The following is a 21,329-nucleotide window of genomic DNA, read 5'->3' on the forward strand; positions in this document are numbered from 1 at the left end:
TGCGCCGGCGCCGCCGGCGTACCTCCGGCTCAGCCGGCGGTCGTCGCCGGGGTGGCCGGCTCCGCCGCGGCGACCGGCTCGGCCGCCTGCGCGGGCGCGTCCGCCACCGGCGGCGCGTCGATGAACTCGATGAGGCTCATCGGCGCGCTGTCACCGCGGCGCGGCCCGAGCTTGATGATCCGCGTGTAGCCACCCGGCCGCCCCTCGAACCGCTTCGAGAGATCGATCATCACCTTCGCGATGATGTCGACCTTCTTGCCGTCGGTCGCGACCCCCCAGCGAGGGATGTAGCTGCCCACGAGCCGCTCGGCGTGCAGCCGGCGCGCCCTGTCGCCAGGGCTGAGCTCCGCGTGCGCGGTGTACGCGACCTTGCCGAGCCGAGTCGCCTTGGTGATGAGCCGTTCGGCCACGCGCCGCAGCTCCTTCGCCTTGGCGTCGGTCGTCTCGATCCGCTCGTGCGTGATCAGGTTGGCCGTCAGGTTGCGAAGCATCGCCCTGCGGCTGGAGGTGTCCCGACCAAACTGCCTGCCCGCTTTCTTGTGACGCATGACGTTCCCTCAGTACCGACTCACGCCTGCGCCTGCTGCGCCTTCCAGCGCTCGAGGAGCTGCGGCCAGTTGTCGATCTTCATCCCGAGCGAGAGCCCCATGTTCGCGAGGATCTCTTTGATTTCCTTCAGCGACTTGCGACCGAAGTTCTTGGTCTTGAGCATGTCCTGCTCGGTCCGCTGCACCAGCTCGCCGATGAGCGTGATGTTCGCGTTCTGCAAGCAGTTCGCGGAGCGGACGCTGAGCTCGAGCTCCTCGACGGAGCGGAACAGGTTCTCGTTGAGCGGCTCGTCGTCGCTCATCACCGCCTGGTAGCTCGTCTCCTCGCTCTCCTCGAAGTTGACCCAGATGGAGAGCTGCTCCTTCAGGATCTTCGCGGCGAAGGCGACCGCGTCCGCCGGCGAGACCGAGCCGTTGGTCCAGACCTCGAGCGTGAGCTTGTCGTAGTCGGTCACCTGCCCGACGCGGGCGTTCTGCACGGTGTAGTTCACCTTGCGGATCGGCGAGAACAGCGCATCGATCGGGATCGTCCCGATGGGCATGGTCGGCGTCTTGTTTCGCTCGGCAGGCACGTAGCCGCGGCCCACGTTCACCGTGAGCTCCATCGAGAGCGGCCCCTTCTTGTCGAGCACGGCGATGAGGTGGTCGGGGTTGAGCACCGACAGCCCGTCCACCAGCTGGATGTCGCGCGCGTACACCGGCCCGGGCCCCTCGCGGTCGATCCGCACCGAGTACGTCTTCGGGGTCGCCGCCTTGAAGACGACCTCCTTCACGTTGAGGATGATGTCGCTGACGTCCTCGACCACGTCCGGCACGGTGGTGAACTCGTGCAGCGCGCCCTCGATGCGGATGGCCGTCGCCGCCGCCCCCTGGAGGGAGGAGAGCAGCACCCGGCGCAGCGAGTTGCCGATCGTGATCCCGAAGCCGCGCTCCAGGGGCTCACACGTGAACTTGGCGTAGAACTGGGTCCCGCTCTCCGCGTCGATCGAGATGCCCTTGGGCCGGATCAGATCGCGCCAGTTCCGGGCGATCATCGTGAGGTTCGGGTTGTTCATCGTCATGGCGATCTCCTTCCTTCATGAGGTTTGCGCGGAGGTCTCACGCCGCGGCCGCACTCGACCGGTCGGCGCCGCCTCCTGCCCGCATCCTTGGCTCCATGCGCCTGCGCGCCCGCGCGCAGGACGACGACGCGGAGGGGAGCCGGCAGCGAACGAGCGCACCCCGCAAGGTGCGCTCGTGGCGCTGCCCTCCTCCGCGCCGCCCTCGCGCTCAGCGCGAGTAGTACTCGACGACGAGCTGCTCGCGGATCTCGGGCTCGTTCAGATCCTCGCGGATCGGAGCGCCCTTGACCGCGCCGGTGAACGCCGCGCGATCCACGTCGATCCAGCTCGCGACCGGGCGCTTGTCCGCGCCCCCGACCGACGCGAGGACGCTCTTGAACTTGCGCGCCCCCTCGGTGAGCTCGATCCGATCGCCGGCCCGCACGACGTAGCTCGGGATGTCCAGCCGCTTGCCGTTCACGTGGACGTGCCCGTGCCGCACGAGCTGGCGCGCCTCGGCGCGCGACGAGCCGAAGCCCATCCGGTGCACCACGTTGTCGAGGCGCCGCTCCAGGAGCGCGAGCATCTCCTCGCCCGTCCGGCCCTTGCGCCGGTTGGCCTCCTGGAAGTACCCGCTGAACTGCCGCTCGAGCACGCCGTAGATGCGCCGCACCTTTTGCTTCTCGCGCAGGCGCACCGCGTACTCGCTCAGCTTGATGCGCCCCTGGCCGTGCTGGCCGGGCGGATACGGGCGCCGCGTGTACGCGCACTTCTCGGAGTAGCACCGCTCTCCCTTGAGGTAGAGCTTCATCCCCTCGCGGCGGCAGAGCTTGCAGACCGGACCAATGTAGCGAGCCATCGTGAATTACCTCAAACCCTGCGCCGCTTCGGCGGCCGGCAACCGTTGTGGGGGATCGGCGTGACGTCGCGGATCAGCGTCACCTTGAAGCCAGCGGTCTGGAGCGCGCGGAGCGCGCTCTCGCGCCCGGCCCCCGGGCCCTTCACGAACACGGCGACCGAACGCATCCCGTGCTCCTGCGCCCGCCGCGCGGCCTCTTCCGCCGCGAGCTGCGCGGCGAACGGCGTCGACTTTCGCGATCCCTTGAAGCCGCGAGCGCCAGCGGACGACCACGCGATCGCGTTGCCGTTGATGTCCGTGATCGTCACGACCGTGTTGTTGAAGGTCGACTGAATGTGCGCGATGCCCGCGGCGACATTCTTCTTGACCTTCTTCTTCTGCTTGGCCTTGGTGGTGGTGGCAGCCGTCTTCGCTTGCGCCATGGCGTCCTAATCCCCGCTCGTCACTTCGTAGCGGCCGGACGCCGCTGCAACATGCCCTTGCGCGGACCCTTCCGGGTGCGCGCGTTCGTGTGCGTCCTCTGCCCGTTCGCCGGGAGGCCACGCCGGTGGCGGAGCCCGCGGTAGCAGCCGAGGTCCATGAGCCGCTTGATGTTGAGCTGCACCTCGCGCCGCAGGTCGCCCTCGACCTTGTACTCGGCGTCGAGCAGGTCGCGGATCGCCTTCACCTCGGCGTCGCTGAGCTCCTCGACGCGCCTGTTCGGCGCGATGTTGGTCTTCTCGCAGATCTGCAACGCGAGAGTCCGCCCGATGCCGTAGAGGTACGGCAGGGCGAAGGCGACATGCTTCCGACGCGGGAGATCGACACCAGCGATACGAGCCATGGTTACTCCAAACCAAAACGAGGGCGGGCTTCCGCCGAAAGAGCTAGTTCCCCTGGCGCTGCTTGTGGCGGGGGTTCTCGCAGATGATCCGAACGACACCACGCCGCCGCACCACCTTGCACTTGTCGCAAATCTTCTTGACGCTCGGGCGCACCTTCACGGGGAGCCTCCAGATTCCTCAAAAAACTACGTTACTTGTGCCGGTACGTGATCCGGCCTCGGCTCGGGTCGTACGGCGAGACCTCGACGGTCACGCGGTCGCCCGGCAGGATCTTGATGTAGTACTGCCGCATCCGGCCGCTGATGGTCGCGAGGACGCCCAGGCCGTTGTCCGCCTTCACGCGAAACATGGCGTTCGGCAGGGCCTCTTGAACCACGCCGTCGAACTCGAGCTTGTCGCCCTTCGGTTCCTTCGGCGGTCTGGCTTGTTTCGTACGCCTCATTCTCCACCCGAGCCCGATCGGCCGAGGGCCGACAGCACCCTGTGCGTAACTTCGTCTGGCTTCCCGACCCCGTCGACGCGATGCAGCAGCTGCTTCTCCTCGTAGAACGGGAGAAGGGCAGCCGTCATCGCCTCGTAGGCATCGAGCCGCTTGGCAACAGCCTCGGGCCGATCATCGGCCCGATGCTCTAGCTCCGCACCGGGGGGCGGCGGATTATAAACGAGATGATATATCTGTCCACTGCGTTTGTCGGTCCGGCGATGGATCAGCCGTTCCTCGAGCAGGGGGCGCGGAACGTCCAGCTGGAGCACCGCATCAATCCGCCTGCCGCCCTGGCTGGCGAGGAGCTCGTCGAGCGCGGTCGCCTGAGGCACCGTCCTGGGAAATCCGTCCAGAAGGAAACCACCCTCGCAGTCGGGCTCGACCGTCCGCCGGGCGATGAGGCCGATGACGGCCTCATCCGGCAGGAGCCCGCCCGAGTCCATGATGTCCAGGTAACGCTTCTCCAGCGTGCCCGCCCGCTTGGCCTCGCGCAGCATGTCGCCGGTCGAGATCTGCGGGATACCGAAGCGCGAGCACAGCAGCTTCGCTTGCGTACCCTTCCCAGCCCCAGGAGGCCCCACCAGAACCAAGATCATTTGCCCTCCGTCACGCTTCCGGCAGCCTGCGGCCGCGGATGCGGGTGGCACCGGGGCCCGTCAGCCCCTCGTAGCTCCGCGTGATCAGGTGCGCCTCCAGCTGGTTCACCGTGTCGAGCGCGACGCCCACGACGATCATGAGCGACGTCCCACCGAAGCCGAAGGGGACACGCAGCAGGTTGCCGACGATCGAGGGGACCACGCACACCGCGGCGACGTAGAGCGCGCCGCCCACGGTGATCCGCTGGATCACCCGGTGGATGTAGTCCGCCGTCTGCTTGCCTGGCCGGATCCCGGGGATATTTGCCTGCTGCTTCTTCAGGTTCTCGGCGACGTCGACCGGCTGGAACGTGACGTTCGTGTAGAAGAAGCAGAAGAAGATGATGAGCAGCGCGTAGCCGGTGTTGAAGACCCAGTCCCCCCGGTTGATGATCGCCTGGAGCGCGTCGGCCCCGGGCACGTTCATGTTCGCGAGCGTCTGCGGGAACATCAGCAGCGACGACGCGAAGATGGGGGGAATGGTGCCCGCGGTGTTCACCTTGAGCGGCAGGTGCGCCGTCTGCCCGCCGTACACGCGGCGGCCGACCTGGCGCCGCGAGTACACGATCGGGATCTGGCGCCTGCCGTTCTCGAAGAACGCGATGATCCCGATGACGAACACGATGAACGCGGCGATCGCGGCCATCGTCAGCGGCTGGAGATCGCCGGCGTTCTGGGCGAAGTAGTTGCCGATCTGCTCGGGGATGCTCGTGATGATGCTCGCGAAGATCAGGAGCGAGACGCCGTTCGAGACCCCGCGCTCGGTGATCTGCTCACCGATCCACATCAGGAACGCGGTCCCGGTCGTCAGCGTGATGACCGTCATCAGCTGGAAGCCGATGCCGGGGTGGTTCACGATGCCGGCCCCCGTCTCGCTGCTCGACAGGCCCTCGAGCATCTTCGCGATCGAGAAGGCCTGGAACAGCGAGAGCGCGACCGTGCCGTACCGCGTGTACTGATCGAGCCGGCGACGCCCCTGCTCGCCCTCTTTTCGCAGCTCGTCGATGGGCTTGTACACCATGCCCATGAGCTGCATGATGATCGATGCCGAGATGTACGGCATGATCCCGAGCGCGAAGATCGACAGGTTCTCCAGCGCTCCGCCGGAGAACATGTTGAAGAAGCCGATCAGCCCCCCGGACTGCTTCGCGACGTACTGCCGCATCGCGTTCCGGTCGACGCCCGGGGTCGTCACGAACACGCCGACCCGGTAGACCGCGAGCATCACCAGGGTGAAGATCACGCGTCGCCGGAGCTCGGGGATCTTGTGGAAGTTGGTGATTCCCGCGAGGCTGGCCATAGGCGATCCTGGACTCCGGCTTGGTGGGGGCGCGTTCGCGCTGGCTACGAGGACGAGGAGTCCGTCGAGTTGTCCTGGGAGGCGGGCGACGCGAGGACGACCGCCTTACCCCCCGCCTTCTCGATCTTCGAGATCGCTCCCTTGGAGAAGCGATGCGCGGTCACCGTGAGCTTCTTCGTGAGCTCGCCGCTGCCGAGGATCTTCAGGACGTCGAACCGGCCCTGCACGAGGCGGCTTGCCTGGAGCGCAGCCACGTCGACCTGGGCGCCGTCGTCGAACGCCTCGAGGGCGCCGACGTTGACGTTGGCGACGATGTCCGCGAGCGGATTCCGGAAGCCACGCTTCGGGAGGCGGCGCTGGATCGGCGTCTGCCCGCCCTGGAAGTGCTTCTTGTTGATGTTGCCGCCCGCCCGCGCCTTCTGCCCTTTTTGTCCGCGGCCAGAGGTCTTGCCGACGCCCGACCCCACGCCGCGGCCGACGCGGAGCCTCTTGGTTACGGCGCCTTCAGGGGCTTGAAGCTTAGAGAGGATGTCCATGTTTCACACTTCCGTACGCGGCAGCTCCGCGGGGATGACGATCTCGCTTCTCAGGACTTCGGGGAGGTTGCCTCGTCGGCGACCTCCTCCACCTCGACCAGGTGGAGGATCTTCTTCACCATGCCACGGAACGAGGGCGTGTTCGCGACGACCACCTCGGACCCCGGCCCGCGCAGGCCGAGCCCCTTGATGACCTTGCGGGTGTGCTCGACCTGGCCGATGTTGCTGGCCTTCTGACGTACGCGGAGCTTCACTGCGAGCCTCCTTCAGCGCCGCCGCCGCCGCCCTGCGCGCCGCCCGGCCCGGGGGGCGCCACGCTCGCGCGCCGACGACCCGCGGTCCCGGTGCCGCCGCGGCGCTGGTAGTCGAGCGAGTCGAGCTGCATCGACCGCTTCCCGGCGACGCTCTCCGGGCTCTTCAGCCCGCGGAGCGCCGCGACGGTCGCGTGCACGACGTTGTGCGGGTTGCTCGTGCCGAGCGACTTCGACAGCACGTCGTGGATCCCCGCCGACTCGACGACGGCGCGCACCGCGCCGCCGGCGATGACGCCCGTCCCGGGGCTGGCCGGCTTCAGCAGGACCTTGCCCGCCCCGACGTGGCCGAACGAGTCGTGCGGGATGGTCACCCCGTCGAGCGGGATGCGGAACAGGTTCTTGCGAGCCTGGTCGTTCCCCTTGCGGATGGCCTCCGGCACCTCGTTGGCCTTGCCCAGGCCGACGCCCACGTGCCCCGCTTCGTCGCCCACCACGACCAGCGCCGAGAAGCTGAAACGCCGGCCGCCCTTGACGACCTTGGCGACGCGGTTGATGTGGATGACTCGCTCTTTCAGCTTCTCTTCGTCGACATGATCGAACGCCATATCCGTCCTCTATCACGTTCTCCGCCGCGGCAGTTGACCGCGCCCGCCGCCCTCACCATCAGGGCAGCGGCTGTGGGAGTCAGAAATCGAGACCTGCCTCGCGCGCCGCCTGGGCGAGGGCGCTGACGCGCCCGTGGTACAGATAGCCGTTGCGGTCGAAGACGACCTTGTCGATCTGCTTCTCTTTGCAGATCTTCGCGATCAGCGCCCCGACCTTCTTCGCCGCCTCGACCTTGTTGTCCTCGTCGAGCGCGCCCTTCAGATCTTTCGACAGCGTCGAAGCGTGGGCGAGGGTCTTGCCGCTCACGTCGTCGATGACCTGCGCGTAGATGTGCTTCGAGCTGCGGAAGACGCTGAGGCGCGGGCGCTCCGGCGTCCCCTCGACCTTCTTGCGGATACGGAGCTTCCGGCGCTCCCGACCGACGATTTTCATGCCCATGACCGTCTCGTCCCTCGGTGCAGCGGCGTCGCCGCCGCTGCTCGCCTTTACTTCTTGCCGCCCTTGCCGGCCTTGCCAGCCTTCTCCCGCACGCGCTCGCCGCGGTACCGCACGCCCTTGCCGCCGTACGGCTCCGGCGGCCTGAAGCCGCGGATCGTCGCGGCCGTCTGCCCGATGAGCTCCTTGTCCGCGCCCGTCAGGGTGAGGACCGTGCCCTTCGAGTCCGCCGGGATCGTCGCGGTCAGGCCCGCCGGCACCGCGAATGTCACGGGGTGGGAAAAGCCGAGGGCGAAGTTCAGCGTCGTGCCCTTGAGCTCGACGCGGTAGCCGGTCCCCTTGAGCTCGAGCGTCCGCTCGTACCCCTCGGCGACGCCCTTCACCATCGCGGCCACGAGCGCCCGCGTGAGCCCCTGGAGGCGCGACCCGTCGCGCCCGGGCGCCACCGAGCTCACGTGGAGCCTGGCCCCCTCGAGCTTGATGTCCACCTTGTCGGTGATCGCGCGGGAGAGCTGCCCCTTCGGGCCCTTGATGTCGATCTTCCGGCCGTTGACGGTCGCGGTGACCCCCTTCGGCAGATCGATCGGACGCTTGCCAACGCGCGACGTCTTCGTCGCGAGCCGGCTGTCACCGTTCGCGTTGCCCTTCGCGGGCTGGGCTGCGTTCGCCTGAGCTTCCATCACCACACCTCGCAGAGCAGCTCGCCGCCCACCTTCAGGCGGCGCGCATCCCTGTCGCTCATGAGCCCGCGGGACGTGCTCAGGATCGAGATCCCGAGCCCGCTGAACACGCGCGGGATCCTGTCGTGGCGCACGTACACGCGGCGCCCGGGGCGCGAGACGCGGCGCACGCCGTCGATCGCGCTCTGGCGGTCGCGCCCATACTTGAGCACGATCGTCAGCTTCTTGGGACCCTCACCCTCGGTCTCGCGCACGTCGGCGATGAAGCCCTCGGACTTGAGGATCTCCGCGACCGCAACTTTGATGCGGCTCGCGGGGATCTCGGTCCTGTCGTGCCGCGCGAGCGCCGCGTTGCGAATGCGGGTCAGCATGTCGGCGATGGGATCGGTCATCATAGAATCACCAGCTGGCCTTGATCACACCAGGGAGCTCACCACGGAGCGCGAACAACCGAAGGCAGACGCGGCAGAGCTCGAAGTCGCGGTAGTAAGCGCGCGAGCGCCCGCACACCTTGCAACGGTTCTTGTGCCGCGTAGTAAACTTCGGCGGACGGTTCAGCTTCGCAAACTCTTTTGCACGGGCCATCGAAAATCCCTCAATGCCGGAACGGGATGCCAAGCTCGGTCAGGAGCGCGCGTCCTTCTTCGTCCGTCTTCGCCGTGGTCACGAACGAGATGTTGAGCCCCTTCACGACGTCGATCTTGTCGTAGTCGATCTCGGGGAAGATGATCTGCTCGCGCAGGCCCATCGTGAAGTTGCCCTTGCCGTCGAACCCCTTCGGGCTGACGCCCTTGAAGTCGCGGACGCGCGGCAGGGAGAACGCGATCAGGCGATCCACGAACTCCCACATCCGCTCGGCGCGCAGGGTCACCATCACCCCGATGGGCAGGTTCTCGCGCAGCTTGAAGGTCGCGATCGACTTCCGGGCCCGGGTCACCACCGGCTTCTGGCCGGAGATCGCCCGCATGTCCTCGACGGCCGAGTCGATGATCTTCGGGTTCTGCACCGCGGCGCCGAGCCCCATGTTGAGCACCACCTTCTGCAGGCGGGGCACCATCATCGGGTTCTTGTAGCCGAACCGCTTCGAGAGCGCGGCGGTCACGCTCTTCTGATAGTGCGTGCGCAGCCGCGGGGTGTAGTTCGGGTCGCGCGGGCGCGCCTCGGTCGGCTCGCCGCCCTCGGCCTCCGCGCCCTTCCCCTTCGCGCCCTTGGCTTCCTTGCTCTTGGCGGGCGCCTGCGGCTTGGCCTGCTGCGGCTTGGGCTTGTCCTTGTCCTTGCCCTTGCCGCCGTCCTTGGCCGCCTTGTCCTTGTCCTTCTTGTCCGCCATGGCTAGCCCACACCGATCGCGCTGCCGCTCTTGCCGACGCGCGTCTTCTTGCCGTCCTCACCGACGCTGACCTTCACGCGCGTCGGCTTGCCCGTCGCCGGATCGACCGGCATGACCTTGGAGGCGTGAATCGGCGCCTCCTTGGTGATCTTCCCGCCCTCTTGGTTGCGCGGCGTGGGCCGCTGGTGGCGGGTCACCGTGTTCAGGCCCTCCACCACCACGCGATCCTCGTCGGCGAGGATCTTGGTGATGCGGCCCTGCTTCCCCTGCTCCTTGCCGCTGATGACCTGCACGAGGTCACCGACCCTGAGGCGCTTCATCAGAGGACCTCCGGCGCGAGCGAGATGATCTTCATGAACTTCTTCGCGCGCAGCTCGCGAGCGACCGGCCCGAAGATGCGGGTGCCGATCGGCTCCTTCTCCTTGTTGATGAGGACCGCGCTGTTCCCATCGAACTTGATGTAGCTGCCGTCCGAGCGGAGGTACTCCCGGGCGGTGCGGACGACGACGGCGCGCGCCGTGTCCCCCTTCTTCACCTTGGTCCCCGGCAGCGCTTCCTTGATCGACACGACGATGACGTCGCCGAGCGCGGCGTACTTGCGGCGCGAGCCGCCGAGCACCTTGATGCACTTCACGATTCGGGCGCCGGAGTTGTCCGCGACCTCGAGATGCGTCGACACCTGGATCATGGCGCTACTCCTCCACCGGCCGGGCAACGAGCTTGGTCACGAGCCACCGCTTGTCGCGGGAGATCGGCCTGTGCTCCGTGATCTCGACGCGATCGCCCACCTTGTACTGGTTCGTCTCGTCGTGCGCCTTGTAGCGCTCCCGCTGACGGACGTACTTCTTGTACACAGGGTCGAGCGCGTTCCGGATGACCTCGACGGTGACCGTCTTGTCCATCTTGTCGCTGGTCACCTTGCCGACCAGCTTGCGCCGGAAGCCGTGCGCCTTCGCCTCGGTCTCGGCCTGCGCAGGCGCGGCGGCTGCCAGCTCGGGCGCCGCAGCGACCGGCTGCTGGTTCTCTGCCTTCTTCTTCGTCGCCATGGCTACGCCTTCTCCTCGGCACGCGCGCGCTGCGTGAGGATCGTCTTCACCCGCGCGAGATCCCGCTTCGCCTTGCGGATCGTCGCCGTGTCGTTCAGCCGATTCGTGAAATTCTTGAACCGCGCCTCGAACAGGCCCGCCGCCAGCGACTTCTCGAGCTCGCGCAGGTGCTCGGTGGTGCGTTCACGCAAATCCTTCGCCTTCATCGCTTCCCTCACGTCAGCCCGCGGACGAGGAACTTGCACTGCATCGGGAGCTTGTGCGACGCGAGGCGGAAGGCCTCCTTCGCGATCTCCTCGCTCACGCCGCTGATCTCGTACATCACGCGGCCCGGCTTCACGACGGCGCACCACTCCTCGGGCGCGCCCTTGCCCCCACCCATGCGGACCTCGAGCGGCTTCTTCGTCACCGGGCGGTCCGGGAAGATGCGGATCCACAGCTTGCCGGCGCGCTTCACGTGCCGCTGGATCGCCATACGAGCCGCCTCGATCTGCCGCGAGGTGACGCGGGCCGGCTCGACGCACTGGAGCGCAAAGTCGCCGAAGGAGACGTCGCTGCCCGTCATGGCGAGGCCGCGGTTGTTCCCCTTCTGCATCTTGCGGAACTTGGTTCGCTTCGGAGACAGCATTCTGCAATCCCTCTACTGGATCCGGCGCGCCTTACGCTGCAGGACCTCGCCCTTGAACATCCAGACCTTCACGCCGATGATGCCGACCTTCGTCTTCGCCTCGGCGAGGCCGAACTCGATGTCGGCGCGCAGCGTGTGCAGCGGCACCCGGCCCTCGCGGTAGGTCTCGACGCGGCTCATCTCGCTGCCGCCGAGCCTGCCGGCGCAGCGCACGCGGATGCCCTTCGCGCCGAACTTCATCGCGGTGGAGACCGCCTTCTTCATCGCCCGGCGGAACGCGATCCGGCGCTCGAGCTGCGTCGCGATGTTCTCGGCGACGAGCTGCGCGTTGGTCTCGGCCTTCCGGACCTCCTGCACGTCGATGAACACCTCGTTGTCGGTGAACGAGGACACGCCGGGGAAGAGGGTCTCGCCCTTGGAGGCGGTGCCGACGTTGCCGCTCTTCAGCGTCTCGATCCCCTTGCCGCCCTTGCCGATCACCATGCCGGGGCGGGCGGTGAAGACGATCACCTTCGCGCGGTTCGCGGCGCGCTCGATCTCCACGCCGGCGATGTTCGCGTTGTAGAGGTACTGCTTGATCGCGCGCTTGATGCGGATGTCCTGGTGGAGCCACTTCTGATACGCGGCGCCGTCCTCGTACCACTTGCTGCTCCACGTCTTGATGACACCGACGCGGAAGCCATACGGATGGGTCTTCTGTCCCATATCGGCAGGTCCTCTACTTACTTTCTCTCGTCGACTTCGATGACGATGTGCGACACGCCCTTGGTGATCCGGGTCGCACGACCCATCGCGCGCGGCCGCCAGCGGCGGTTGAACTTGTTCGGCCCCTTGTCGACGGTGGCCTTGCTGATGAAGAGCGCGTCGATGTCCGCGCCCGCCTGCTGGGCGTTCGCGACCGCGCTCTCGATGATCTTCCGCAGGACGGGGGCGCCGCTCTTCTGCGTGAACGAGAGCAGCTGGATCGCCTCGTCCGCGTCGCGACCTCGGACGAGATCGGCGATCATGCGTGCCTTACGCGGGGCGATCCGCGAAAACATCGCACTGGCTTTGCTTACCATTCGAGACACCTCGCGACACCGGCGGGCGGAGTGACTCCGTACCGGGTTTCGGTTCGCTGCGAACCGGTTGCACCGTCGTACGCTTCCGGTCTCAGCCCGGCGTCCATCGACGCGGACCCCCTTCGCGTCACCGGGGGGGTTCCCGCGGCGGCCGAAGGGGCTGAGCTGAGATCGAAGCGCCGTTACGGCTCTTCTACTGGGAGACCGGGAGGACACCCGATCGCCCGGGAAAACGGAGCGCGGTGATTACCAGCGGGAGGCGCCGTACGCAAGCGCGATCCTTCCGCGTCCTTTCAGTTTGTTTCTCGCGCCCGAGCGACCTGAGCAGCTTTTCAGACTTTCCTGAACGGGCGTCAGGAGGGGGCCTCCCCGCGCGCGTCCGGCCTCCCCGCCCGCGTCCGGCCGCCGCCCGCGTCGGCGGGCCGACATCCAGGAGGCGCTCGGTCGTTCACGATCCCGAAATTCGCTCTTGACACACGCGAAACATTTCTGAAACAGGCTGCCCGAGCGGCCTGAGCGGGACGGCGCCGGTGCGTCCGCGGCGCATCGGCCTCGTCCGGCTCGACCGGGGCGAAGAACAGGATTGCGAGGGGAATAGGAGAGCCCCAGGCTGAGTCGAACGTACCAGGTTGTGGAACTCTTCCCCGACATTGTAGGAGGCAACGTGACCATGCTTGCTCGTCATCGCCATTCTTTCTTCGCGCTTACCTTGATCTTGCCCGCCGTCGTCGGCGGCTGCGTCGTGACCTCGGCGGACACGGACAACGACCCGGACCAGACGACCGGCCCCGGCGTCACCCACAGCTCCTCGGCCGGCGGAGGCGAGGGCGGCGAGGGCGGCGACTGGGGTGAAGGTGGCCAGGGGGGCGACGGAGGCGAAGGCGGTCAGGGCGGCGAGGGCGGCGAGGGCGGCGAGGGCGGCGAGGGCGGCGCAGCGGCGTGCATCGAAGCCGGGAACAGCAGCGTCACGGCGGACGCATGTGAGCGGCTGAACATCGCGCCGGCGCAGGGGGCGACGAGCCAGTGCGGCGACGACCGCAACGAGGAGCCCATCGGCTACCGGCTCTGCAAGCGCGCCTTCCTCCTGTTCGCCCGGAGCCACGCGGCGGATTTGGTTGACTGCCTGGCGGACATCGGCGTGCAGTACGCGTGCGATCTCGAACCCGCCCAGGATTGCCTCACCGAGATGTACGAGAACGCCTGCCCCAACCAGGCGCTCACGATCTGCGACGGGATCGCCGACCAATGCGATGAGTCGTTCAACGAGGGGCAGTGCGCAGCCGATCTGAACCCCTTCAGCGATGGCGGCGTGGACGAGCTCGTCGAGTGCATCAACGAGGCGGATGAGGACCTCACCTGCGGCGCGGCCTACCGCGACTGCTACGAGACCGTGATGAGCTTCTGAAAAGGTCCTCGCGCGAAGGCGGGGCCGAGGGCGCGCGCAGCGCCCTCTCTGCTCTCGCGGTTCTTTTCCCCCACCGCTCAACGCACATGCGATGACCTCTGGGCCGGTCCCCAGCCTGCGCCCACCCTAGCGCCCCGGCGCGCGCACCCTCTCCCGTACGCGCCTTCGGGGGTCCCCCGAGGGCGGTATTCGGTTGCAAAAAAGATGGCGGGAAGGGATCCTCGGCTCCGCCGTGGCCAAGGACCTCTCCCGCCCGCGTCTGGCAACTTCCCTTCCGCGTTCGTCGGGGGCGCGTGCATACCGCGGCGGTGTCCTGCTCGGACTGGTCGTGGCGTCGGCCGGCTGCGCGCCGGGGTCGACGACCGCCGAGCAGATCACGCCGCGCGTGGTGGCGCGAGCGTCGTTCGAGGGCGCCGCCGCCATCGTCGTGGAGCGGCCCCTCAAGGCGAAGGAGAGCGCGCTCTCGACCGTCAAGGACAGCACCGCGATCGCGTCCGTGATGGAGCCCGAGACCAGCGCCGCCGCGGTGTCCTCGTCGACGAGCAGCACGCGCTGTCCGGCCGAGATGGCCCTCGTCGAAGATCGCGTGTGCGTCGACCGCTGGGAGGGCTCCCTGGTCGAGCTGACGCCCGGCGGCGAGCGCCCGTGGTCGCCCTTCGATCCCGTCGACGGCAACGAGCGCCGCGTCCGCGCCGTGTCCTGGCCGGGCGTCATCCCGCAGGGCTACATCAGCGGGCTTCAGGCCAAGCGGGCGTGCGCGGCGTCCGGCAAGCGCCTGTGCACCTCGGACGAGTGGGTGAGCGCCTGCCGAGGGCCCGATGAGACGCTCTTCCCCTACGGCGCGAGCCGCCAGCACGGCGTGTGCAACGACGACGAGCGACCGGTGCACCCCGTCGCCGAGATCGCGGCGCTGCTCGGCATCAAGTCCGAGGAGCACTGGACGAGCGCGATGAACAACCCGCTCATCAACCAGCTGTCCAACGCGCTGCTCCCGACGGGCGAGCGCGCGGGGTGCACCAATGGCTACGGCGTGTTCGACATGGTCGGCAACCTCCACGAGTGGGTCGACGATCCGAGCGGCACCTTCCGCGGCGGCTATTTCATGGACACGACGCGCAACGGCGAGGGGTGCAAGTACGCGACGACCGCGCACTCCTTCGGCTACCACGACTACTCGACGGGCTTCCGGTGCTGCATGGATCCGGAGCAGGCCGACTAGTGCTGGCCGCACGGCGTGCGGCCGGCGGTAGAGCGGCCGCGAGGCGGGCGCGGAGCTCGAGGCGATGCGGCGAGGAATCCAGGCGAGCGCCCCGCCCGCGCCCCGCGGCGGCGCTGTGGCCCACGCCACGGATCGACCGCTCCGGCGCGGCGCGGCCGAGCGTGGCAGTCGGCGACAGCCCGGCGATGCGGCGCAGCGATCCCAGGCGACACCAGCGAAGAGAATGCCGATGCTCGACTCCGGAGTGAGCGCGGCGGCGCGGCGTCGCGCCGTCGCGACCGCCCTCGCCGCCCTGACCGCCCTCCTGGCGCTCGGGTGCCGGAAGAAGGAAAAGCCAGAGCCCATCACCGTCCCGCCGCCGGGCGCGGCGTCGCAGGATGAGCTCACCACGGCCATTGGCCAGGCGCGAGGCATCGCCTCGGCGCTCGCCCCGTCGTCGACCCGATGGCGACGGGTGTTCGTGCTCGACGACAAGCGCGCGGTGGTGACAGGCGAGGTCGAGAACGAGGCGATCGCGCTCGTGACCGAGACCGCCGGCAGGACGTGGCGCTCTCTGCGGCGTCTCCGCGAGGGGTGGTCCACCTGGTCGGTCGGCGCCGACGGCGCCACCGTGCTCACCGCCGGCCCGCGCGGCCCGGCGCCGGCGCAGGACGCGCGCGGCGCTCGAGGCGCGCCGCCCGCGGTGGACCCGCCGAGCCTCTTCTTCGCTCCGTTCGAGGCGAGCGAGCTCTCGGCGCCCTCGTCGGTCGCGCTGCCCGAGCTGGGCCGCGGAGCGCGGCCGCTCGCGAACTCCATACCTGCGGTGCTCTCGGCCGAGAGCGCCGCGCTGCTCGTCGAGCCGAGACCCCGACGCGCGACCCTCGTCTATGCGGGGCTGCCCGGAGCCGCGCCGGTGCCGCCGGTCCAGCTCCCAACGCAAGAACAGGCGCTGCCGGTGCCCTATGGCCGCCCGCCGGCGATCCTGTCGGTGCGCGGGCGCAACCTCCTCGCGCGGCCCGTCCCCGAGCCGGGAAAGCCGCTCGACGCGCCCCGGATCATCGAGGGACTCGCGATGAGCCCAGCGGCGACGGCCGCGCTCTCTGCTCCCCCTGCGTGCGACTTCGCCGGATGGTCGATCCAGGTTGTGCCCCAGCCGCCCGACAAAACGGCCGTGCTCGCCGTCTCCGCGACGCAGACAGCCGTGCTGAAGCTCCCCGCGAAAGCCGCCCCCGCAGCCGCGGTCGGCTGCGCGGCCGACCGGATCATGGTCGAGGTTGTCGCTCCCACCACCGGAGAGCGCACCCTCGCGACGTGCACCCTCGAAGGCGCCTGCGTGCTCGCCGAGAAACCGCCCTTTCGCCCCTGGCTGGAGCCGCACGAGCGGTCTATCGCCCTGGCGCCCACACGCCAGGGGGTCGCCGCGGTGCTGACGTCCCGCACCGCGACCCGGTGGGGGCTCTATATCGCGCAATCGCCGGAAGCAGGTAAGATCTACGACGTCCCCAGGGTAATCGGCGAAGACTCGGGCGAGCGCGGCCGTATCGAGCTCGGAGCGCTCCTCTCCTTCGGAAATCGACTGTTGATGCTCCTCCAGGCCGATGTCACCGGGACATCGCGTCGCGGCTGGTACGTCATGGCCTCTGAGGATAGCGGGCTCACCTGGAGCCCGCCCTGAGCTCCGTCTCGAACGGGACAGCCATTCTGAACGCGACGCGTCAGCAAAGCCTCCATCCCATCTGACCCTGGCGTGCGCAGTGGTCGCTTGACCTACTTCGCGGGCGCGGCAGCCTGAGCGACGCGCTTGCGCCCCTTGACGCTCGGCTTCTTCGCAGCAGGCGCAGGCCCGGCCGCGGTCTTGCGCGCGTTCGCGCTCGCCTGCTCGGCCGTCTTGGCGTCGCCTGCATAGCGGGCGAAGCGGCGGTCGCCCCCCTGAAAAATCCGCTTCTCCAGCTTGAGCTCCTTCAGCGCTGCGGCGGCGCGCGTCTGCGGGATACCCGCCTGCTTCGCCACCTCGCTCGCGCTGACGCCAGAGCTCGCCTTGACGACACGCTCGACCGCGTCGAGCGTCTCCTGACGCTCCGCCGAGGCGGCCGGCGACTTGCGCGGGCGGCCGGGCCGGCGCTTCGGCGCGGCGCCACGCTTGGCCGCGACGGAAGAAGGTTTGGACTGGACCGCTCCAGCGCGGGCGCGCGTACGGCTGCGGCGCGGTGCCGGCGGAGGAACCAACGGCGCTTCCCCTGTCACGGCGCCCAGCTGATTCTTGACGAGCGCGAGGATCGCCTCGTCCGGCATTTTCCGCACGAGGTTTACAATCTGCTGTGAAAAGGCATCGGTCGCCATGTGCTCTCCCTCGTCGCCGAATCCAGCTCGGCGGTTGGATACGACTATGCCGTTGCCACTTGCCTGGTCAAGCGAATTGAGGATAGCCGGCCGTCTTTTCTTTCAATAGGCGCTGCGGGCGGGCTCAATCGGAGAGCTCATTGGACGGCCACGAACGGCTGGGCTGCTTTGCTCGACACGAGCCGAGCGATGAAGCGCCCCTGCGCGCGTCGATTGATAGCCGAGACCCCTCCCCCGCGCAGGACGGCCCGAGCCGCGACAACCCTCTCAGGCACCCCACGCTGCACCGCGGCATTGCGTGTCTCGGGTGCTCGAGGCCGGTCAGGTGAGCACTGTATGAGAACCGAGCAACCCCGCTCCTCGATCAGGCCCGTCGCGGGCGGCAATGCGGGCTCGCGCACAACTGCGGGGCGCATCGACCCCGGCCTGGGCCTCCCCCCCAATCATTGAAGGGCCCCGCGCCGGGTGCGAGCGCCTGGCGACCACACACAGGCGGCCAGCGCATGGCTACATTGCACGCCCTGGGCGCACGACTGACCTATGCAGGCGCATGATGATACGATGCCGCCCCTCGGGAGGGGCGTGGCGGGGGAGCTTCGCTATCAGCGCCGGAGGGGCATGAATCAGGGCCGACCCCGCGAGCGCCCCGGCCCCGGGTGCGCGGCGCCACGGCCTCTCGCCGAGCGCGCCGCTTCCCTGTCCGCCCGCGGCGCGACGCCGGCGTCTATGCCCGCGCGCCTGCTTGAGCGCACTGCGCCGGCGCGAGTCGTCGGCAGGCTCGTCGCGAGCCGCTGCGCTGAGCGAGCGCTCTGCGCGGCATGCGCTCATCTCTGCGGGATTGCGCGGGCTCGCGCGCTCTGCCGCGCCTCGATCAAAAGCCAACCCGCCGAGCTCTTCGGACTGATGACTCCACGCCGGCGGCGCCGACGCCATCCAGGGCACGCGCCCTCTCGGCGCGGCGCCGATCTCGACATCACGCGCGGCACATCTCTCCCGCGGGCGACGCGGGGCGGCCGGCTGGAGCCCGTCGCGCCCGCCGGACCGGCGCGCGGCCTATCCAGCAGGACCTCTCGTTATAGAGAAGAGCGCCGACGAGGGCTCATCGCCGTGCTCGGCCTGTCCGATCGAGCGCTCCCGAGTGGGCTCAGCCTTCGGCCCGGCGCCCTCGAGCGCGGCGCGCGGTTCGCGCTCCAGGTGCACGGGCTCTACGACATTGGCGCCTACTCCAATGAGCGAAGCAGGAGCAACGGCGGCGGCCCGGCCCGCTCCGCCTCGACTTCTTCGAACGCCTTCCTGTCCATATCCACGGGGACCCGGAATCCGCGCGGGCCGAGGTCGACGCTGGCCCGGTGGTCGGACGGGATTGACCAGCCGCCCACAATCCGTTGACATGCGCGTCCGTCGGGGAGAACGATGCGCGCGTGTCGCTGGCCCGCGTGCTCGAGCCCGAGGTCATGGATACCGACGAGGACGCGCGGGCCTACGACAGCATGGATCACGCCGCCGTGAACACGGCGTTCTGCGACGCGCTCCTCTGCCACGATCCGGATCTCGGATACGCCCTCGACGTCGGCACGGGGACGTGCCTGTTGCCCATCGAGCTTTGCCGGCGCGTACCGACGGCGCGCATCAAGGCGATCGATCTCTCCGCGTCGATGCTCGACCTCGGGCGCCGCCGCGTCGAGCAGGCGGGGCTCACCGGCGCCATCGCGCTCGCCCTCGCGGACGCCAAGGCGCTGCCCGAACCGGACGAGACGTTCTCAGCCGTCCTCTCGAACAGCATCGTCCACCACATCCCGGAGCCGATGCAGGTCATGCGCGAGATGTTTCGCGTCCTCCGGCCCGGCGGGCTCCTGTTCATCCGAGATCTGCTCCGTCCGGAGGACGAGGCGTCGGTGGCGGCCCTCGTCGCCACGGTCGCAGCGAACGATACGCCGTACCAGCGAGCCCTCTTCGATGCGTCGCTGCGCGCCGCGCTCGCGCTCGAGGAGGTGCGGGAAATCCTGCGCTCGCTCGGGATCCCCCCCGAATGCGCGCAGGTGACGAGCGACCGCCACTGGACCGTGGCGTTCCGCAGGGCCTCCTGATCCGGAGGCGCCGCGCCTCGCGACGCCGACCCGTCAAATCGACGCGACGACCAGCCCGGCACGTAATAAAAGCGTCCGCGTGAACGCCACCGGAACACGAGCCCGCCGGGCGCGCGGCGGTGCCCCCGCGCTCCTCCTGTCCCTCGCCATCGCCCTCCTCGCCGCCTGCGAGGAGGGCCCGCCGCGCCCGGGCGAACCGGAGCGGCCCGCGCCCTCGCCGCCCCCGTCGACCTCGGCGAGCGCGCCGCCCGCGGCCGGCTCGGCAGCCGCCGAGCTGCCGGACGCAGGCCCGCCGGGAGAGGTGGTCGCTCCCACGGGCGCGCCCGCATGGCAGGGGACGTGGGAAGGGCGCTACGACGCCAAGAAAGGCAGCGTCGTGCTGCCCCCCAAGGTGAAGGACACCGTGCGCCAGAAGGACGACGGCAAGCAGGCCACCGGCCCAGGAACGGTGACGCTGACCATCGAGCCGAGCGGTGAGCTGAAGGGGACGGCGAAAGGCGCGCTCGGCGACGCGACCCTCGTCGGAAAGGTCGAGGACGGCATGGTGCGCGCCTCGGTCTTCCCCGACGATCCGCGCGCGCCGAGCGCGATGACCGGCATCCTCGTCGGCGAGCTGAAGGAGAACGTCATCGCGGGCAGGATCCGGGTGACCGGGCCCGACGCCATGCTCGTGCGCGAGTCGCCCGTGGAGCTGAAGAAGAAATGATCGACGCTGCTGGAGGAGACGGCGGCGTCTCGTCCAGCAGCGTCGCGCGTCAGCTCGCCGCGCCGGCTCCGCCCGGCTCGCCCGCCGCGCGGCCCGGCGGCGCAGCGCCGGCCTCGCCGGCCGCGCCGCTGCGGCCGCCGCCGCGACCCGCCTCGCTCCGCCGCTCCTCGCGCTGGCGGGCGATCTCGGCGTCCCGCTGCTCGTACGCGACGATGATCCGCTGCACGAGCGGGTGGCGCACGACGTCGACCTCGGTGAACGAGCAGATCGCGATCCCCTCGATCCCCGCGAGCAGCTCGCGCGCCTCGGCGAGGCCGCTGCGCGCGCCGTGCGGGAGATCGACCTGCGTGACGTCGCCCGTCACCACGGCGCGAGAGGCGTAGCCGAGGCGCGTGAGGAACATGCGCATCTGATCGCTCGTCGCGTTCTGCGCCTCGTCGAGGATGACGAAGCAATCGTTGAGCGTGCGGCCGCGCATGAAGGCCAGCGGGGCGACCTCGATCTGGCCGCGCGTCACGAGGCCTTGCGCCTTGTCCGCGTCCATCATGTCGTGGAGCGCGTCGTAGAGCGGGCGCAGGTAGGGATTCACCTTCTCGGCGAGATCGCCGGGCAGGAAGCCGAGCCGCTCCCCCGCCTCGACCGCCGGCCGGGTCAGGATGATCCGCTTCACGCGGCGCTCGAGCAGCGCGTGGACCGCCATGGCCATCGCGAGGTACGTCTTGCCCGTGCCCGCCGGCCCGATGCCGAACGTCATGTCGTGCGACCGGATCGCCTGGATATAGCGCTTCTGCGCCAGCCCCTTCGCCGAGATCGGCCGGCGGCGCGCCGAGATGAGCACGACGTCCTCGAACAGCTCGCGCAAGGTCATCCCAGGGTCGTCCCGGAGCGCCTGGACCCCGCGGACGTAGTCCTGCGGGTCGAGCACCACGCCGCTCCTCAACATCTGCGCGGCCTCCGCCAGGCACCGCTCGGCGAGCGCGACCTTGTCGGCGTCGCCGGCGAGCCGGATCGTGTTGCCTCGGACGCCCGACTCGATGCCGAGAGTGCGCGCGATGAGCTTGAGATTCTCGTTCCCTGGCCCGGCGAGGGCCACCAAGGTGCTGTTGTCGAGCACCTCGACATCCGCCGTGATCCGCACGCTGGTCGTCATCGAGTGATCCTTCCCCGCCTTTGCTCCGGCGCTCCGCCGCCGGCACGCGCCGTCCTCCCTTGAACGGACTCTTGACTGCCCCCACCTGTCACGCGACTGTCCTGCCCGCTCGTCCCGTGCCCTACACAGAATCGTAACGTCCTGGTCATAATTCGGCGTTGAAATGCGTGGAGCTTCGGG

31 protein-coding genes are annotated in these 21,329 nt (G+C 69.0%); 5 read left to right on the forward strand and 26 right to left on the reverse strand.

Going from position 1 to position 21,329, the window contains the following annotated elements; translation table 11 throughout:
- Window positions 1-29 precede the first annotated feature (29 nt).
- From rplQ to rplV, 24 genes are all read right to left on the reverse strand, one after another.
- Window positions 30-548 carry a 50S ribosomal protein L17 gene (rplQ, locus tag WME83_RS45400; protein ID WP_437315946.1) on the reverse strand — a complete coding sequence of 173 codons (519 nt, stop codon included), beginning with the start codon at window positions 546-548 and terminating at the stop codon, window positions 30-32.
- Window positions 549-568: 20 nt separating this feature from the next.
- A complete protein-coding gene (locus tag WME83_RS45405) occupies window positions 569-1,609 on the reverse strand; it encodes a DNA-directed RNA polymerase subunit alpha (RefSeq protein WP_020740962.1) in 1,041 nt (346 codons plus the stop codon).
- Window positions 1,610-1,817: 208 nt separating this feature from the next.
- Window positions 1,818-2,447: a 30S ribosomal protein S4 gene (gene rpsD / locus WME83_RS45410; RefSeq protein WP_437315947.1), complete on the reverse strand. Its 630-nt coding sequence runs from the start codon at window positions 2,445-2,447 to the stop codon at window positions 1,818-1,820.
- Window positions 2,448-2,458: 11 nt separating this feature from the next.
- Complete coding sequence (gene rpsK / locus WME83_RS45415) at window positions 2,459-2,869, reverse strand: 30S ribosomal protein S11 (protein WP_020740964.1); 411 nt, start codon at window positions 2,867-2,869, stop codon at window positions 2,459-2,461.
- Window positions 2,870-2,889: 20 nt separating this feature from the next.
- Window positions 2,890-3,270, reverse strand: coding sequence for a 30S ribosomal protein S13 (gene rpsM / locus WME83_RS45420; RefSeq protein WP_020740965.1), 381 nt, complete (start codon window positions 3,268-3,270; stop codon window positions 2,890-2,892).
- Between the two features lie 43 nt (window positions 3,271-3,313).
- Window positions 3,314-3,430: a 50S ribosomal protein L36 gene (rpmJ, locus tag WME83_RS45425; RefSeq protein ID WP_012240549.1), complete on the reverse strand. Its 117-nt coding sequence runs from the start codon at window positions 3,428-3,430 to the stop codon at window positions 3,314-3,316.
- Between the two features lie 31 nt (window positions 3,431-3,461).
- Window positions 3,462-3,713 (reverse strand): translation initiation factor IF-1, encoded by a 252-nt coding sequence (gene infA / locus WME83_RS45430; RefSeq protein ID WP_129579869.1) that lies wholly within the window; start codon window positions 3,711-3,713, stop codon window positions 3,462-3,464.
- A complete protein-coding gene (locus tag WME83_RS45435; protein ID WP_437315948.1) occupies window positions 3,710-4,351 on the reverse strand; it encodes an adenylate kinase in 642 nt (213 codons plus the stop codon). Before WME83_RS45435 ends, infA begins: the two co-directional genes overlap by 4 nt.
- Before the next feature lie 10 nt (window positions 4,352-4,361).
- On the reverse strand, window positions 4,362-5,690 hold the full coding sequence (secY, locus tag WME83_RS45440; protein ID WP_437315949.1) for a preprotein translocase subunit SecY: 1,329 nt from the start codon (window positions 5,688-5,690) through the stop codon (window positions 4,362-4,364).
- Between the two features lie 44 nt (window positions 5,691-5,734).
- Window positions 5,735-6,226 carry a 50S ribosomal protein L15 gene (gene rplO, locus WME83_RS45445; protein WP_437315950.1) on the reverse strand — a complete coding sequence of 164 codons (492 nt, stop codon included), beginning with the start codon at window positions 6,224-6,226 and terminating at the stop codon, window positions 5,735-5,737.
- 50 nt (window positions 6,227-6,276) lie between these two features.
- Window positions 6,277-6,480, reverse strand: coding sequence for a 50S ribosomal protein L30 (rpmD, locus tag WME83_RS45450; protein ID WP_061609605.1), 204 nt, complete (start codon window positions 6,478-6,480; stop codon window positions 6,277-6,279).
- Entirely contained in the window at window positions 6,477-7,085 is a 609-nt protein-coding gene (gene rpsE / locus WME83_RS45455; protein WP_437315951.1) for a 30S ribosomal protein S5, read from the reverse strand. The genes rpmD and rpsE overlap by 4 nt, the downstream gene beginning before the upstream one ends.
- Before the next feature lie 79 nt (window positions 7,086-7,164).
- The gene (gene rplR / locus WME83_RS45460; RefSeq protein ID WP_020740972.1) at window positions 7,165-7,524 is read right to left on the reverse strand and encodes a 50S ribosomal protein L18; all 360 of its coding nucleotides are present in this window, start codon (window positions 7,522-7,524) and stop codon (window positions 7,165-7,167) included.
- Window positions 7,525-7,571: 47 nt separating this feature from the next.
- Window positions 7,572-8,201: a 50S ribosomal protein L6 gene (rplF, locus tag WME83_RS45465; RefSeq protein WP_437315952.1), complete on the reverse strand. Its 630-nt coding sequence runs from the start codon at window positions 8,199-8,201 to the stop codon at window positions 7,572-7,574.
- Entirely contained in the window at window positions 8,201-8,596 is a 396-nt protein-coding gene (gene rpsH, locus WME83_RS45470; RefSeq protein ID WP_020740974.1) for a 30S ribosomal protein S8, read from the reverse strand. Before rpsH ends, rplF begins: the two co-directional genes overlap by 1 nt.
- 4 nt (window positions 8,597-8,600) lie before the next feature.
- Window positions 8,601-8,786 (reverse strand): type Z 30S ribosomal protein S14, encoded by a 186-nt coding sequence (locus WME83_RS45475; RefSeq protein ID WP_437315953.1) that lies wholly within the window; start codon window positions 8,784-8,786, stop codon window positions 8,601-8,603.
- Window positions 8,787-8,796: 10 nt separating this feature from the next.
- Window positions 8,797-9,528 (reverse strand): 50S ribosomal protein L5, encoded by a 732-nt coding sequence (gene rplE / locus WME83_RS45480; RefSeq protein ID WP_437315954.1) that lies wholly within the window; start codon window positions 9,526-9,528, stop codon window positions 8,797-8,799.
- Between the two features lie 2 nt (window positions 9,529-9,530).
- Window positions 9,531-9,848 (reverse strand): 50S ribosomal protein L24, encoded by a 318-nt coding sequence (gene rplX, locus WME83_RS45485; RefSeq protein ID WP_437315955.1) that lies wholly within the window; start codon window positions 9,846-9,848, stop codon window positions 9,531-9,533.
- Window positions 9,848-10,216, reverse strand: coding sequence for a 50S ribosomal protein L14 (gene rplN / locus WME83_RS45490; protein WP_020740977.1), 369 nt, complete (start codon window positions 10,214-10,216; stop codon window positions 9,848-9,850). The genes rplX and rplN overlap by 1 nt, the downstream gene beginning before the upstream one ends.
- A gap of 4 nt (window positions 10,217-10,220) precedes the next feature.
- Window positions 10,221-10,520: a 30S ribosomal protein S17 gene (gene rpsQ / locus WME83_RS45495; protein WP_061628603.1), complete on the reverse strand. Its 300-nt coding sequence runs from the start codon at window positions 10,518-10,520 to the stop codon at window positions 10,221-10,223.
- 56 nt (window positions 10,521-10,576) lie between these two features.
- Window positions 10,577-10,780 carry a 50S ribosomal protein L29 gene (gene rpmC, locus WME83_RS45500; RefSeq protein WP_012240564.1) on the reverse strand — a complete coding sequence of 68 codons (204 nt, stop codon included), beginning with the start codon at window positions 10,778-10,780 and terminating at the stop codon, window positions 10,577-10,579.
- An 8-nt stretch (window positions 10,781-10,788) separates the two neighbouring features.
- Window positions 10,789-11,202 carry a 50S ribosomal protein L16 gene (gene rplP / locus WME83_RS45505; RefSeq protein ID WP_020740979.1) on the reverse strand — a complete coding sequence of 138 codons (414 nt, stop codon included), beginning with the start codon at window positions 11,200-11,202 and terminating at the stop codon, window positions 10,789-10,791.
- Between the two features lie 12 nt (window positions 11,203-11,214).
- The gene (gene rpsC, locus WME83_RS45510; protein ID WP_020740980.1) at window positions 11,215-11,907 is read right to left on the reverse strand and encodes a 30S ribosomal protein S3; all 693 of its coding nucleotides are present in this window, start codon (window positions 11,905-11,907) and stop codon (window positions 11,215-11,217) included.
- A 17-nt stretch (window positions 11,908-11,924) separates the two neighbouring features.
- Window positions 11,925-12,263 (reverse strand): 50S ribosomal protein L22, encoded by a 339-nt coding sequence (gene rplV, locus WME83_RS45515; protein WP_012240567.1) that lies wholly within the window; start codon window positions 12,261-12,263, stop codon window positions 11,925-11,927.
- Between the two features lie 709 nt (window positions 12,264-12,972).
- Between rplV and WME83_RS45520 the strand changes: the two genes are divergently transcribed.
- The 3 genes from WME83_RS45520 to WME83_RS45530 all read left to right on the forward strand — a co-directional run bounded on the left by WME83_RS45520 (window position 12,973) and on the right by WME83_RS45530 (window position 16,541).
- Window positions 12,973-13,668, forward strand: a complete 696-nt coding sequence (locus WME83_RS45520; RefSeq protein WP_437315956.1) for a hypothetical protein — start codon at window positions 12,973-12,975, stop codon at window positions 13,666-13,668.
- Window positions 13,669-13,996: 328 nt separating this feature from the next.
- On the forward strand, window positions 13,997-14,887 hold the full coding sequence (locus WME83_RS45525) for an SUMF1/EgtB/PvdO family nonheme iron enzyme (RefSeq protein WP_437315957.1): 891 nt from the start codon (window positions 13,997-13,999) through the stop codon (window positions 14,885-14,887).
- 229 nt (window positions 14,888-15,116) lie between these two features.
- On the forward strand, window positions 15,117-16,541 hold the full coding sequence (locus WME83_RS45530) for a hypothetical protein (protein WP_437315958.1): 1,425 nt from the start codon (window positions 15,117-15,119) through the stop codon (window positions 16,539-16,541).
- A 92-nt stretch (window positions 16,542-16,633) separates the two neighbouring features.
- Here the strand turns inward: WME83_RS45530 and WME83_RS45535 are convergent, their stop codons facing one another.
- Window positions 16,634-17,206, reverse strand: coding sequence for a hypothetical protein (locus WME83_RS45535; RefSeq protein WP_437315959.1), 573 nt, complete (start codon window positions 17,204-17,206; stop codon window positions 16,634-16,636).
- 1,421 nt (window positions 17,207-18,627) lie between these two features.
- Here WME83_RS45535 and WME83_RS45540 point away from each other — a divergent pair.
- Together WME83_RS45540 and WME83_RS45545 are read left to right on the forward strand one after the other, a co-directional pair.
- Window positions 18,628-19,293 (forward strand): class I SAM-dependent methyltransferase, encoded by a 666-nt coding sequence (locus WME83_RS45540; protein ID WP_437315960.1) that lies wholly within the window; start codon window positions 18,628-18,630, stop codon window positions 19,291-19,293.
- A gap of 79 nt (window positions 19,294-19,372) precedes the next feature.
- On the forward strand, window positions 19,373-19,999 hold the full coding sequence (locus WME83_RS45545) for a hypothetical protein (protein ID WP_437315961.1): 627 nt from the start codon (window positions 19,373-19,375) through the stop codon (window positions 19,997-19,999).
- Between the two features lie 49 nt (window positions 20,000-20,048).
- Here the strand turns inward: WME83_RS45545 and WME83_RS45550 are convergent, their stop codons facing one another.
- A complete protein-coding gene (locus WME83_RS45550) occupies window positions 20,049-21,149 on the reverse strand; it encodes a PhoH family protein (protein WP_437315962.1) in 1,101 nt (366 codons plus the stop codon).
- Between the last annotated feature and the right edge of the window lie 180 nt (window positions 21,150-21,329).

Source organism: Sorangium sp. So ce385, assembly GCF_051474135.1.
GTDB classification, from domain to species: domain Bacteria; phylum Myxococcota_A; class Polyangia; order Polyangiales; family Polyangiaceae; genus Sorangium; species Sorangium cellulosum_D.